Annotated in this window: 1 protein-coding gene; it reads right to left on the reverse strand. The window is 66.9% G+C overall.

Annotation, left to right across the window (positions count from 1 at the left end; genetic code table 11):
• Positions 1 to 80: 80 nt before the first annotated feature.
• A partial coding sequence (locus IAE24_RS30010) for a hypothetical protein (RefSeq protein WP_199962546.1) occupies positions 81 to 417 on the reverse strand: 337 nt, incomplete at its 5' end.

Below are 417 nucleotides of genomic sequence, written 5' to 3' on the forward strand. Positions count from 1 at the left end.
CCCCATGCCCGCATCGACGGCCGGGATGGTGGTCCCGGCCGCAATCATGGCATCCGTGATCGTGATGGGCAAAAGTATGTTCATGCCGTTCCTTTCTCCATTACCTTCGCCAGCTCTTCGGCCACCTCTTCCACATTGGCAATCACCACGTAGTCCGCATTTCCGCCGCCGCTCACGCGGTCGCGTTGGTCCGTGTAGTCGGGCAGCACGCTCGTGTGTCCTGCGGTCGCCTCGGCCGCTTCGCGCAGGGCATCGATCCCTTGGCGCACGGCCTGCAGCACCTCCAGCACCGCCCCGCCTGCAGGGCCGCCAGCACCGTCGAGCGCAGCCATCAGCCGGCGGTTGTCGGCCGCAGGCACGATGCGCTCGCCCGCATGCACGATGGCCGGCATGTCGAACGGGACGTAGTTGGTGCCG

The organism is Delftia sp. S65 (assembly GCF_016516495.1).
GTDB classification, from domain to species: Bacteria; Pseudomonadota; Gammaproteobacteria; order Burkholderiales; family Burkholderiaceae_C; genus Comamonas; species Comamonas acidovorans.